8 protein-coding genes are annotated in these 14,130 nt (G+C 35.0%); 3 read left to right on the plus strand and 5 right to left on the minus strand.

Annotated elements, in window-relative coordinates; genetic code table 11:
* The first annotated feature begins 75 nt into the window (after nucleotides 1-75).
* Nucleotides 76-816, plus strand: a complete 741-nt coding sequence (gene cysQ / locus ERCIKOCA2762_RS03150) for a 3'(2'),5'-bisphosphate nucleotidase CysQ (RefSeq protein WP_157988813.1) — start codon at nucleotides 76-78, stop codon at nucleotides 814-816.
* Between the two features lie 423 nt (nucleotides 817-1,239).
* Here cysQ and purB read toward each other — a convergent pair whose 3' ends face one another.
* From purB to ERCIKOCA2762_RS03175, 5 genes are all read right to left on the minus strand, one after another.
* On the minus strand, nucleotides 1,240-2,607 hold the full coding sequence (purB, locus tag ERCIKOCA2762_RS03155) for an adenylosuccinate lyase (protein WP_157988814.1): 1,368 nt from the start codon (nucleotides 2,605-2,607) through the stop codon (nucleotides 1,240-1,242).
* A gap of 38 nt (nucleotides 2,608-2,645) precedes the next feature.
* Nucleotides 2,646-3,281 (minus strand): high frequency lysogenization protein HflD, encoded by a 636-nt coding sequence (gene hflD, locus ERCIKOCA2762_RS03160; RefSeq protein WP_157988712.1) that lies wholly within the window; start codon nucleotides 3,279-3,281, stop codon nucleotides 2,646-2,648.
* Between the two features lie 21 nt (nucleotides 3,282-3,302).
* Complete coding sequence (mnmA, locus tag ERCIKOCA2762_RS03165) at nucleotides 3,303-4,412, minus strand: tRNA 2-thiouridine(34) synthase MnmA (protein ID WP_157988713.1); 1,110 nt, start codon at nucleotides 4,410-4,412, stop codon at nucleotides 3,303-3,305.
* A gap of 1,413 nt (nucleotides 4,413-5,825) precedes the next feature.
* Entirely contained in the window at nucleotides 5,826-6,023 is a 198-nt protein-coding gene (locus ERCIKOCA2762_RS03170; protein WP_157988714.1) for an aminotransferase class V-fold PLP-dependent enzyme, read from the minus strand.
* Between the two features lie 1,256 nt (nucleotides 6,024-7,279).
* Nucleotides 7,280-7,909, minus strand: a complete 630-nt coding sequence (locus ERCIKOCA2762_RS03175; RefSeq protein WP_157988715.1) for a riboflavin synthase subunit alpha — start codon at nucleotides 7,907-7,909, stop codon at nucleotides 7,280-7,282.
* Between the two features lie 1,764 nt (nucleotides 7,910-9,673).
* On the opposite strand from ERCIKOCA2762_RS03175, the gene gmk reads away from it, so the two are divergent.
* Nucleotides 9,674-10,297 carry a guanylate kinase gene (gmk, locus tag ERCIKOCA2762_RS03180; protein ID WP_157988716.1) on the plus strand — a complete coding sequence of 208 codons (624 nt, stop codon included), beginning with the start codon at nucleotides 9,674-9,676 and terminating at the stop codon, nucleotides 10,295-10,297.
* Between the two features lie 1,360 nt (nucleotides 10,298-11,657).
* A complete protein-coding gene (gene ansP, locus ERCIKOCA2762_RS03185; protein ID WP_157988717.1) occupies nucleotides 11,658-13,148 on the plus strand; it encodes an L-asparagine permease in 1,491 nt (496 codons plus the stop codon).
* Nucleotides 13,149-14,130: the final 982 nt, after the last annotated feature.

The following is a 14,130-nucleotide window of genomic DNA, read 5'->3' on the forward strand; positions in this document are numbered from 1 at the left end:
TATAGAACTTCTTGACACTATAAGTAACAAATACAATAGGAGTACATTATTATGAGCATAAATTCAGGAGGTGAAATGTTAAGGGCTGTATGTGACCTGGCTCGTGCAGCTGGTCTTGCTATCACACAAGTATATAATAAAAAAGTCCCAATTAACATCCAACAAAAACCAAATGATTCCATCGTCACTGCTGCAGATATGATCGCGCATGAAATAATTATATCAGGATTACGGGTATTAACTCCTAGCATCCCAATCTTATCAGAAGAGGCGCTGCTATCTTGGGAAATACGCAAAACATGGGAGAAATATTGGTTAGTAGATCCACTAGACGGCACAAAAGAATTTATTAAACGTAATGGTGAATTTACAGTTAACATTGCACTAATCGATCAAGGAAAACCAGTACTCGGTGTAGTATATGCACCAATATTATCAATTATGTACTTTGCAACACAAAAAGATGCATGGAAAGAGGATAAAGGACATCACACAAAAATTTATTCAAAAAAGATTGACCCACCCACAATAGTAGTTAGTCGGTCGCACATGGATAGTGAACTGACCCGTTATCTCACTACTATAGGTACGCATCAAATTCTTACAATTGGTTCATCATTAAAATTTTGTATGGTTGCTGAAGGGAAAGCGCAGCTTTATCTACGCTGTGGCGCTACTAATATTTGGGATACAGGCGCAGGACACGCAATAGCTGTAGCCGCTGGAGCAGCAGTTAGTGATTGGCAAGGTCAAGAACTTGATTATGTACCAAAAAAATCGTATCTCAATCCGGGGTTTCGTGTATCAATTATCTGATACGACAAAAAATATTGATTTTTGTAAAAAGATCATTTTTAATCATCGTGAAATATCTATACGTATGTAAATGTCATTTACAAATCACGCATGACGACGATATATACTGTCCATTATTATAAAAAATCAACATTCTTATGACACGATAAAAATAATACAGTATCTGCGTGAATTTCTAAAAGCATAAGAAGAATCAGAATACTCCAAGCATTACTGACTCTTCTAAAAAATTTTCGCTGTTACCACTGAGAAACTCTCATATAGAATAAAATAGTATTCAACGTTTAATGATATCTATCAATCCAACTAAAGGCGAAAACAGTACTACACGAGTCTTATGTCTTGAAAGTACAAGCATGGTGAATAGTAGAATTATTATATGAGTGGAAGACTTCTATACACTCATCTTCTTTAAACAAATTCTTACAGGCAATCTACCATTTTCACAGCTTCTCCTAAATAATTAGATGGAGTAATTTGCTTTAAACGTGATTTAGCATGGTCTGGAAGAGGAAGACTATTGATAAATACTTGAATATCTTCACAGGATATTGATTTGCCCCGAGTAAGCTCTTTAAGTATTTCATACGCATTAGAAACCCCATACCGACGCATCATAACCTGAATAGGTTCTGCTAAGACCTCCCAATGATTATTAAGATCAGCGAGTAAGTACGCATCATTTACTTCTATTTTTGATAACCCCTGAAGCATGGAATTATAGGCAATTAGCGAATAACCTATACCCATTCCTAAATTACGCAGTACAGTGGAATCGGTCAGATCACGCTGCCAACGAGAAATAGGCAACTTATTTGCCAGATGTTGCAGCATAATATTTGCCATTCCAAGATTTCCCTCAGAATTTTCAAAATTAATTGGATTAATTTTATGAGGCATAATAGAAGAGCCTATTTCTCCAGTAATGGTCTTTTGCTTCACGTAATGCAAAGAAATATAGCCCCACATATCACGGTTAAAATCGATAAGAATCGTATTAAAACGTATTATACAATGAAACATTTCTGCAATAAAATCATGTGGCTCAATCTGAGTCGTGTATGGGTTCCAAGTAATCCCTAGTGACATCACAAATTCCTTACTTATCTGATGCCAATTCACTTTCGGATATACTGCTATCTGCGCATTATAATTCCCAACACTACCATTCATTTTTCCTAAAATATTTACACATTCTAGTTGATCTAATTGACGCTCTAAACGGTATACTACATTAGCCATTTCTTTACCGAATGTTGTTGGGGTAGCTGGTTGGCCATGAGTACGCGAAAGAAGTGGGGTCGCTCGATATTTTTTAGCCAAATCTTTAACTGTAGCAATAATTTTCTTCCAGTAGGGAAAGATCACATCTTTACGAACAGTCTCTAACATTAATGCATGTGATAAATTATTAATATCTTCTGAGGTGCACCCAAAATGCAGAAACTCAGATACAGCATGAAGCGTAGGAATAGATGCAAATTTTTCTTTTAAAAAATACTCCACTGCTTTAACATCATGATGAGTAATTTGTTCGATAGTTTTGATACGAAACGCATCGTGTACGCTAAAATTAGTGCTAACTCTTTCTAAAAAGGCATTCTCAATGACAGAAAAGGGAGGAATTTCACAAATTTCTTGACAAGCAGACAACTTTTTGAGCCAACCTATTTCAATTTGAACACGCAATTTCAAAAAACCATATTCACTAAATATACTCCGCAGTGAGATTAGCTGATTGCTATAACGACCATCTATAGGTGAAATAGCGGTCAACGAGGACAATTCCATAATTATGACTCCGAATCCAGAAAGATCAAACATGACATTTAATCTATATTCTCAAGCTTTAGCGCTAACTTAGACTCATGAATGAAACGCTGACGTAACCACATTAGCTGCCAGTGACGACCGCCAATTTGTTGCCACAATACTGCTGCACGAATACCTGCTAAAAGCATCGCACGGATTTTATTCTGCACTTGTATATTTTTTAATATTTCTCCAGAACCAGTAACCTGAATACGTGAACCCAGCGGACTAATCACTTCAAGATATATCTCTGCCATCAAACCACAAAGTATATCTTGTTCGTTTGCAAGATTAGCATGTTGTTTATTCACTGCATGAATACGATTTGCTAAATCTATCGCTGCCTTCTGAGTCCTCCTGAGCTTCCGCTCTAATACCATTACACTCATGGTATACTTAGTGACTTCCGTTCCTAGTTCTTGATCCCTACCGTTTAATAGTGCTATCAGCGCTACCAATCCAAAATGTAGATTGGATACTTTTTCACCAAATATATTTAGTAGTGAAGATGGGTTTAAATTTAATAGACTGTTTAACGAAATCTTAAGTGCGTCTGTATTGCAGTGTCCATAACGCGCTAATTGTTGTACTAAATATGTTGCCTGACAAATACCTGCGAGCGCCAAAGTGATATTGTAATATTTTTTTGTCACAGTGACTCCTGGAATAGTGAGTTATACATCAGATAAAGGTATACGCTGATCAATAATACCCCCTCCAAGACATCTCTCTCCAAGATAGAATACCCCAGACTGACCTGGTGTTACTGCCGATACAGGCTGATTAAAGTCGACTTGAATAGAATCACTACCAAGCGGCATCACTTTACAAGGTATATCAGGCTGACGATACCGAGTTTTGACTACACAGTTTAAGGAAGAGGTCAAGATGTTACGATCAACCCAGTGTACTTGACTCGCCACTAACCCTGTTGACATGAGGCGAAAATGATTCGACCCTTGTGCAACAATGAGTATATTGTTCAATATATCTTTTTCTACCACATACCAAGGAGATGAAGCGCTCCCTTTCTTGCCTCCAATCCCCAATCCTTTACGCTGCCCTAAAGTGTAATAGATCACACCTTTATGCTGTCCTATTTTATCCCCTTTCACAGAGAGAATGATGCCAGGATTGGCGGGCAAATAAGATGACAGAAACTGAACAAAATTCCGTTTTCCAACAAAACAAAGACCTGTGGAATCTTTTTTATCTGCGGTAATTAAACCTAATTTTTTAGCAATGCCACGCACAATAGGTTTGGCTAAAGACCCCAGAGGAAATAAGATTTGTGTAATTTCTTTATACCCTAACGTATAAAGAAAATAACTTTGATCTTTATTAGAATCCACGCCTCTTAGTAAACGGCTTTTTCCGCATACATCCTGACGACGCGCATAATGACCGGTAGCGATATAATCCGCGCCTAAATCTATAGTGGCAAACTCTAACAAAGATTTAAATTTAATCTCTTGATTGCAGAGAATATCAGGATTTGGCGTACAACCTATTTTATACCCATGCAAGAAATGCACAAAAACGTTATCCCAATATTCAGAGGAAAAGTTAACGGTATGAAGGGTGATACCAATTTGATCACAAACAGTTTCTACATCAGATAAATCTGCTGCTACAGAACAATATCCTGTACGGCTATCTTCCTCCCAATTACGCATAAATAAACCTTCTACATGGTAGCCTTCTTGTTTAAGCAAGAAGGCTGCTACAGAAGAATCTACACCGCCAGACATTCCAACAATAACCTTTTTTTGATTATGTGACATACTCTTACCTAATAGAATAGTATCATATCTCGTAGCTAGATTTTCAGAAAAACACATATTACGCATTGTCAAAACAGTGAATATATGCAATTTAGATAGATAATCTAATTACCTAGTTATATATTATCAATAGTATATATTTTGTATGACATTCTGTCTTTGCAAAAAGATTTGTTTAGAGTACTTTAAGCTCAGATTTAAAAAAATATCTCTGTATAGGATTTAAAGAATTTACATCAACTATCCTATCATACACTGTAAATAACACTGTGATATACACCTTACATTACTGTCTTATGACTATTAAGATATTCTCTTATTAAGAGATACTACTCTCACACACAAGTATTACAAAATATCTCCAAATTTATCTTAAAAAATTTAATAACCTAAAAAGATTAGGGATATCGATACAAACGCATACTAACCACGTTTCCTTATCTCCCAAAAGTTATATAAAATACTCGATCTGCCTTCAATGAATGCGCTCTGTGTTCACCATGATTGTTTAAAAATGATAGTTTTGCGTAACTATTTATTAAAAATATACCGATAGGCGCCTGATTGCGTCCTCAAAAATACAACTACCTCTATTTTGTTGTAATAAAAAATCTATAGATACTCTTCAATATCAGTGAAAAACAAGATGAATACAATCTATTTAATATTTAAGACTTAAAAGATTACCTAATAAAATTAGGTAGATATTGAAGAATAAATAGTTCAGGAATGGAAAAGTGAGAGCAAGGAAACATATAAGCTAAAATAAATGGTCTGTTACTATATGTGCACGACATATAGCTCAACTACAGATGACTATATCTACTTCGCTACAGTTTAATAGCGAGATTGTGATGTCTAAATTTAAGTAAACAATATGAGTAAATATCAACCTAGAATCACAAAAATTTATTGAATCTAAAACTATTAAAATCAACCGGTCTCATCCTAGTAATGGTAAAACTTCTTGCATCGAACGCACTAGCATATCCGCATAACTATAAGTGTTATATAATAAAAAGAGGCGCATAAGGCACCGCTCACCCCTAATGTAGATGATCGAGGTTATGCGCAGTAACACCTTGCATACAATAGAGAGACCTTTGTGTGTCTTAAATCGCTGTTATGTATGCTGGCAATCTTAAAGGCTAATAATCTAAACCCTGAGCTCTATAACTTTAAAAACCTGGTATTTTAGAAACTAAAAGGCATTCAGTTTTTCCGCTAACTCTTAACTCCCATTTTCCGCAGCGCGTTGATCCACTTGACCAAACTACTTTAAGCAGCACTTGTCCCTATGACTCTAGCGATATTCTGTGTGCCAGCTTTACAACATCAGGGCACGAATTGTAATTTAAATCCCGAAAAGTTAACATCGCTCACCATGTGTCTACCACCTTACCAGAGCTCTATTTAACTCAACCGTTCTTCTGCATCATCTAACACTCCAATTCCTATAGTTCCAGAGAACTGGTAAATAAAAAATACATAAAAATCAACATGTAGTTCCAATACATTCATATGGCAATGAGCGATACCTTGTGCGCCATCAATTATCACTACAGAACCACAAGAATGCGCTTGCGTTATAGCGTAAAAGAGATCTGGCAAACACCAGTAATTTTTGACTTCTGTCCTATTGCTAGAAGATGTGTACAATGCAGTTTCAGGAGCTCTGGTAGTTTAATCATATCTCATCACATATCATTTTCTAATAGCAATTTTAAAATTTTACACCAGTATATTTTGCGACTAGCAACCATGGTATTCAACTCACATGATGCTCCGCTGTACTTACTAGCATTGTATCGCCTGGTTACAAACGAGGTCGCAGCCAGCTTTGTGCGATGAAAAATTAATAGACTCGGTGATACTTTGGTTCGTGTGATGTATTGAGAATCTGTAACATGCAATAATGTGGCTACTTGATCGTGAGCATCTTCATAAAGTCAAGTACAGCCTTATCTTGCAGAAAAATTACTGTAGCGTACTGATCGGATATGATGTACGATAAAAATGTATTACTACCTTGATAACCATATTAGTGCACTATCTACATAAATATCTCATTATTGAGAAACGCAACAGCCTGACCACAATATTTTGGATGAAAGAACTAGATACGCATGTCTATATAATATCGATTATATACCGTAAATTGGTTCGTGCATCAATAATGTAATTCATAAAAATATTAATCATTAGATCTATATCTAATGATTGTAATTACGTGTCAAAAACTATCCTACAAAATATAGATCCTACCGCTATATGCATAAGGTGATATTTAAAAATTCTATCTGATTGTTTCACGTCTACATGCTGTGTTCCAATATGTATTAAGTGGACTACTAGATTTACAATCTCAGCACGCTGTGCTGTTAAGATATGTATAGTGTGCAACACTGCATTAATTAGAACATCATCGTCGTATAAACCGCTACATTCTCGCATCCTTATTTGTAGATAATTGCCATACCATGCTAATTAGTTCGTAATAGTTTAAAAAAACAGAAAAGTGCAGTACATCTGCTCTCAACAGAATCTCCAGATATATCCTTATATTACCATCTCAGTGCACAAGATGCTCACTGTGATACATTGCAGTGATTGTGAGCTCTAATACGACTCACTACGATATGCCATGCAGAAAATCTGGAACATCTTGGATTCACTACATAATTAACTAGATCATAAAAAATATCTTCCATGTTAAGCTTTTTATAAAAACTATAGTCCTTGTTATTTTTAAGCTTAAAGTGCTCAACATCAAGTTATTATGCAAGACACGCTCTGCAATCCACCGATACGGCATACACACCCAAAAAAGATCTATGCGAAAATCGAATGCAATACAAAAGAGATAGCTAACATAACTGTTTTTTATGATTGCCTAACACTCTTTCTGCGGTATCGACTAAAATTTGGGTATGTAGATCAATTTCAATATTGACTTGAGAATTAATATCTTTACGGCTAATGGTCGTACGCAATAAAGTTTCTGGAATAAGATGGACACAAAATGTGTCGTGTACTATCTCTCCAATCGTTAAACTAATACCATCAATAGTAATAAAACCCTTATAAAAAATATATTTATTATAGTTCTGTTGCGAAAGTTTCAGCCATATTGTGCAATTATGATAAGTGTCATCATTATAGATTTTACTAATTGTTGCAGTAGTCGTGATGTGGCCAGATACTATATGACCCCCAATTTCATCACTAAACTTTGCAGCACGCTCTACATTAACCTGATCCCCTTCAGAAAGAGAGCCTAAAGTAGTAAGAGCCAGCGTCTCTTCTATTAAATCAAAGCTCACATAAGCATCAGTGATGTCTGTAACAGTTAAACAACAACCGTTATTAGAAACTGAAGCACCTATCTCTATACCTAATAACAAGATTTTCGGCATCCTCATTACGTGTGTTCTACCCTGCTTATTTTCTTGAATCCGACATAGCTCTGCTATACCCTGCACAATACCGGTAAACATCTCTGTACTCCAAAATAAAAAAATTTATTGTTCATCTTCTTTATAGGAATGATTTGATTAAACCAAACTTTTGAATTGCATCCTATAAAGTTACTGCGCCTGTCATATTTTATGATAACCTCTCATACAGAAATCATCCTTTTGGATCTTCTGATCAACAACTCCTACAAAGCATTTTGCGCAACCTGTAAAGCTTTACCAGATACAATGTATAAACCTACAGCACGAGCGGCACTCACGTTCTTCTTCAGACCAGGCTTAACAAATAAAACCAATAGATCTTGTCCGTGTATAATTTTCCTGCTTTTTCCCCTCTATAATTGTTAACAGAACTGTTCATAATCCACACACAATATGAATTTGGCTGTCGCAGTAAAAATGCAGTGTATTATCTTTACGAATGCCGAAACCTCACCATACCTCATCTTCACAACCCATACGATCGGTCTGATGATTCTTGTATTCTTTAGGAAGTACGAGAGGTTTTTACCCAATAGAATTAAAAAACGATATCATTTCTAGCAATATTTCAATTGAGAAAATTACTGTAATAACCAATGCAATAAGTGACGTTAGTGCCAAATGGATGTATGATCGTTACAGACGTTACAGAGACATAAAAGTTATACTAGAGTGCGAAATATATCTTAAAAAAGACAAAATAAGCATAAAAGTCACAGATGAATATTACGAAACAGACTGGAAATTTAAACTCTTGATCTAGGAATGGTATTCACTCTTCAAATATAGCCATTCTATTTTTAAACATCCTCACATATATTTTATATACCACAGTGGTTTCAATTGCAAAGTGATTAGTGGTTATTCATAATATATTCTATCCAATAGATACTATGTACTATAAAGTAAATACCATATACATAATACATATGTATCAGTATCCTCTATATGATCCTCTATATGCGATATCATGCATGATTTACCTAATAGTAAAAAAGCACCTCACCTTCACTTTAAGACAACTTTAAAAATATTTGAACTTAGCCTGCTCTTATCTCAAACAGCTTACAGCATGTAATTCTTTTCTTAATTTTATTGAGTGCGAACATGTTTTATCCATATCTACTCAAACATTTTATCACATATAACCTAGTTAATAGTCAACTGAATCCTTTTATAAAAACGCGTATATCTTTGATCTATCATCAGCACTATTAGGGAGCATGATGCCTTTTCTTATATAGGAAATATATTCCTTGTATCATCGCCTTTAATGGTCAATTGAAATTTATTCCACTAACAATTAAAATTATTTACACACTATGTACGACCGAGTATACTACTATCGATTATCAAGGGTTTAAAAAATTTTAAATACAAATATAAAGCAAGCAACACTCATACGTAATAACAGATAATAATTTACGCAAAATATGTCGTGCGAAAATTAATACAGAGTGTACGTACAACAAGACAACAATATCCTGATGTTGCATCCAATTCACTGATGCGCTGATATAAGCACATATCATGACACAGTAATAGATACAGCAGAAACAATTACATACTCACAGCACATGAGCCACTTGTACTCAACCGTGACCATACAACCATATCGATCTTTTCGATTAAGCCGTTGTACTGACAAAAGAGATAGTACAGTGACTATCTCACTCAAAACACGACATATCTAACAATATATCAAGGGGTGTATGTTCATATATAACCAATTTCCATCCTCACAAGATAGGCGAGAAATATTATTTCTTGCTAAGAATACAGTCACATACACTAAGAAGAGTTATGACGCTAGGAAGATTGTTTATTTTTTCAGCCCCTAGTGGGGCTGGAAAGTCCAGCCTTATTCAAGCATTGTTAAAAACACAGAAACCACACCATGCTCAAATGTCTATCTCTCATACTACCCGTCCAATACGACCAGGGGAAAAACACGGAGAACATTATTACTTTATCACTCATCAGAAATTCCGTAGCATGATTCATCAGAAAAAATTTCTTGAATATGCTCAAGTGTTTGGACATTATTACGGAACATCACGTCAAGCTGTGATACATCAATTGGAAAAAGGCATTGACATATTTCTTGATATAGATTGGCAGGGTGCTAGAAATATTAGAGGAGCCATACCAGATGCACGTAGTATTTTTATCTTACCCCCATCTAAATCTGAGCTACAGCGTCGCTTGCATAAACGAGATCAAGATAGTGCATCTGTAATTACTAGACGTATGACTCAGGCCGTAGCAGAAATTAGCCATTATATAGAATACAACTACTTGATAGTAAATGAGAATTTTGATCATGCGCTCATAGATTTACAAACAATTATCCGCGCTGAAAGTTTTCGAGTTAAAAATCAAATATCTCATCACAAAACACTACTGAATTCATTATTAGTAGACTAACGATAGCTACGAAGAATGACATCCATGCATTTATCACTACAAGTGGAGCGGTGTGCTCATGACCCAAGTCACGGTATACAACGTAATAAAAAATATTGGTAATTGATTTGACCTTGTTCGAATAGCAACACTATATGCATATTCTATAACTAATGGGCGAGAGGGGAGCCATTAGCACCAAAATATCATGAGCAACACGCTATGGTGATTGCACTTCTGGAAATAAAGAAGGTGGTCGCTTAGTATCCTTTATGTATCCTCGATTACAAAAAAGAAGAAGAAAAAGAGAAGTATAATAACTTAATCAATGTCACTGGCACATCTGTAAAGTTGTCTATGATAGGGTTTTAAATAAAAATAAGACATAAGTTCTCTCAACCTGATGCTAGCATAACAACATTTCCTATCCTTACTGATTATTTAACAACTTACTTGTACTGTATACTGAATAGTGTGCAATGAACTAAGTTAATACACATTCTGATGAACATTTAAATGTGCAAAGTAATAAAAATATACTATGACTAATCAGAGATGTCTGTATGGAAGTACCCTGCAGACACGCAATAATTATATTCTGGTACAATCAGATATTTAATGATGATTCTTATTATACTTTACTCTTGTAACATCCTTCCTTATCCAAAACATGCATGAAAGCGTATTAATCATAAACTGTATCACACGCGAAGCAAAAAAGAAGTAACAGCCTCTATATAATACACACATGTTGTGACTCAGCTCTGAGTGTTAGGAATAAATTACATATACGATGGTAAATAGTATAGATGTACTATATAAGTAAGTATAATATGTACTATATCAACAAGCATGAAGTTAAGTTATGATTACTAAACGTAAGTAATGTTGTACGATAGTTAGTACAGATTATCTCTGTCTTAGTAATAACCACAAATGTAGTAATCGATGCCTGCTGTAATCATTAATTTTTTCATTCTGTCGATTCTATACTGTAGGGAAGAATACACGATCTAGTATGTGATTACACTATAACAGACACCATGCCATTTTATGAAAAATAATCAGTAGTAAAAAATTTCGTTTCCCCTTAGAAACCTGTGACAATGACTAAGTGTTGTGTAGAGATCGGATTTTTAAACCTTGCAAATTACACATAAAAAATTGTAGTAGTCGCCGATATTCACATGAATATATTGACAATAATAATGATATACATCCTACTTAAATTATAAAGGAATCACTTATGCCAATAAAAAGCATACAATAATCTTTCTTTAATTCATTAAAACAGTAATAAGCATTTAACATACCACATTGAGCATTTAAATGCCCGGGACGGTAACCGAAACATTAGTTAACAGAATAATTAGGATTACATATGAACGCAGATAACAAAGCAAGCGCAGCAAAGCGCGCTTCAAAAAGACGTTGGTTAAATGCCCAAGACTCTGGTTATCATAAAGCCATGGACAATCGTCACGTACAAATGATTGCTATCGGTGGAGCAATTGGAACAGGCCTTTTTCTTGGTGCTGGCGCACGTCTTCAAATTGCTGGCCCAGCTTTAGCATTAGTGTATTTAGTATGCGGTATCTTTTCGTTCTTTATTTTACGTGCACTAGGGGAGCTAGTATTGCACCGTCCTTCTAGCGGCAGTTTTGTCTCTTATGCTCGTGAATTCTTAGGTGAAAAAGCTTCTTATGTCACGGGATGGATGTATTTTGTCAACTGGGCAATGACTGGTATTGTAGATATTACAGCTGTAGCACTGTATATGCATTATTGGAGCGCTTGCAGCGACATCCCACAATGGGTGTTCGCCCTGGGTGCTTTAGCTATTGTTGGTAGCATGAATATGGTTGGCGTAAAATGGTTTGCTGAAATGGAATTTTGGTTCGCGCTAGTAAAAGTACTCGCTATTGTCGTATTTTTAATTGTTGGTGTTGTTTTCCTCGGTAGTGGTCAAACGCTAGACGGTAATGAAACTGGTTTTTATCTAATTACTGACAATGGTGGTTTTTTCCCAAATGGTCTTTTACCAGCGCTAGTATTGGTTCAGGGAGTGGTATTTGCATTCGCCTCCATTGAGCTTGTAGGGACGGCTGCAGGAGAGTGTAAGGACCCGCAAACTATACTACCGAAAGCTATTAATCGAGTGATATGGCGTATTGGCTTATTTTATGTTGGATCTGTAGTATTACTAGTACTACTGCTTCCTTGGAATGCATACCAAGCAGGACAAAGTCCATTTGTTACTTTTTTTTCTAAACTAGGTTTACCGTACGCAGGCAGCATTATGAATATAGTCGTACTAAGTGCCGCCCTATCCAGCTTAAACTCAGGACTTTATGCTACGGGCCGAATTCTACGTTCGATGTCTATGGGCGGTTCAGCGCCAAAATGCATGTCTAGAATGAGTAAACATCAAGTGCCTTATGTAGGTATCATCATGACTGTTAGTGTGTATATTATTGGCGTATATCTTAACTACATTCTTCCTTCTAGTGTCTTTGAGATTGTTCTGAACTTAGCAACACTTGGGATTATTTCATCCTGGGCATTCATCGTGATATGTCAAATGCGTCTGCGTAAAGCTATTAAGGAAGGCAAAGCAGAAGATATAATATTTAAGCTACCAGGTGCTCCTTTTACCTCATGGTTAACCCTTCTTTTTTTAGTCAGTGTTCTTGTACTGATGGCATTTGACTACCCGAATGGCACTTACACCATTGCATCCATTCCATTTCTTGCCTTAGTCTTAACTCTTGGGTGGTTTCGAGTACGTAAACGGGTACATTCTCTTACAGAAGAAGAAAATACTTCTACAAATGTGATGAAATCTCCCCCAGTAATTAAGCAAAATTTATAAAAGTTCATAATAGAAAGAGATGTTTTGTAATATGAGTATCTATCCAGCGTATTCGACACCTAATATAGATTATAAATATATAGAGGCAAAATTTTTATGATGCTTCATCGCTTAATATTACCTTAAAAACTATTTATATATTTAAATCATGATATAGGCTAATAACCTGTATCATGATCGTATAAGTTATGCAAAAGTGATTTTTAAATCTGCGTAATTAATACAGAAAATACTGATTATGTCCTTCTCAACACACAAGAAACTGAGATATATGTCAAATAAGAATAGTTTATTTATAATAATACATATCATCTGTCCTGCTCACATATACCAAGAATGCTAATTTTTAGAGTCGATCACATAAGATATAATGGGAAATTATTAGGATACACCTTGTTAAATATGACTAGAATACACTTCTATAAAAGAAGAAAATACTTGTCTGGATCATCTAAATTCATACTAATACACGATTTTCTTATAGCACTTTCTTTAACTTGTTTTTATTTCATATCTATACGCACACACCTTTTATTGTTATACATCTTTTAACCTATGTTTTAAATGATAGATGTTTATTAATTAACAAACAGCGACTATGTTAGCACCTACATACCAATTGAATTATGTATCTTTCACAAAAAAAAGAAAATGATTTATCTAATATCCAACAGAGAAAATATAATACAACACGCTACAAACTGAACATTAATGTGTATTTTTTATAAAAAATATAGGATGATAAAAGTCATAAGTATCATTACAACTTTATAATATTATAGAATACCAATTCTACAGTATAGATCTACCACCACAGACGTGTTATACTCTTGATGTGTGTTTTATATACTCCACAATCAACTATATATTGTACTATCAATCATAAAGAAGCAATCCATGGTCACTTGACCCATACACAGCATTTTAAACTAAAAACAATGCTGATATCATTGCGAATGATAACCCATTCGATAGATCCACA

The sequence above is a fragment of the Candidatus Erwinia haradaeae genome, assembly GCF_900698935.1.
GTDB classification, from domain to species: Bacteria; Pseudomonadota; Gammaproteobacteria; order Enterobacterales; family Enterobacteriaceae; genus Erwinia_E; species Erwinia_E haradaeae_D.